1 protein-coding gene is annotated in these 646 nt (G+C 52.8%); it reads right to left on the bottom strand.

All coding sequences use genetic code 11. From position 1 onward, the window contains the following. Positions 1-320: 320 nt before the first annotated feature. Positions 321-646: PPC domain-containing protein (locus NW838_RS08935; protein ID WP_414427884.1), on the bottom strand; the 326-nt coding region annotated here is incomplete at its 5' end.

Genomic DNA, 646 nt, shown 5'->3' with positions numbered 1-646 from the left:
ATCCATTTTGTGGAGATAGGGGCTGAACTGCAAAAGAATGGTCTAGGCCATCGATCTGATTCTAGAAAAAAGACGTCATCCACGAGGACAATATTTCGGCTCCGTCACAACTTAGGATAAGATGTCACGCTTTCCCACAAAGCTCAGCAAGCAGTGCCCCTTCCGGCTTTGTGAGGATCTTAGGAGGGTAAACCGGCAACTCCTGACGTGTATCAACATTCATTAGGCGTTAAAAAACGATGATTCCTGTCAAAATCTCGACATCAGCACCAGAAGATCCGCAAGCCCCCTTATCCAAGCTTCCAGATAGGGAGCAGATGCTAGCGCAAGGTGTACTGTAACCCATAGGCTCCTTCCTCTCCCGGCTTATGGGTGTTGGCCCGCAGGGTGTAGGTGCCGGTGCGGGGCAGAAAGGCAATCATGAGAGCATCGGTTCCACCACCTTGGTCATCATCCCAAGCCATGACTTCTCCACTTGGATCCAGCAGTTGCAAGAAGGCATCCAAATCAGAGCTGGTCATGGAAGCGATCAGGATCTGGCCGGCGCGGGCGGCAATGGGGTATTCGTCCATCCAACTGCCATCCTCGGGGTGCTGAAGGGATCCCTCCTGCAGACGGCCCGATAGGCTTTCCTGCCAATCTACCT

The sequence above is a fragment of the Synechococcus sp. R55.2 genome, from assembly GCF_047462075.1.
In the GTDB taxonomy this organism is placed as follows: Bacteria; Cyanobacteriota; Cyanobacteriia; order Thermostichales; family Thermostichaceae; genus Thermostichus.
The sequence above is the reverse complement of the archived record's forward strand: the minus strand, read 5'-3'. Positions and strand labels throughout refer to the sequence as shown.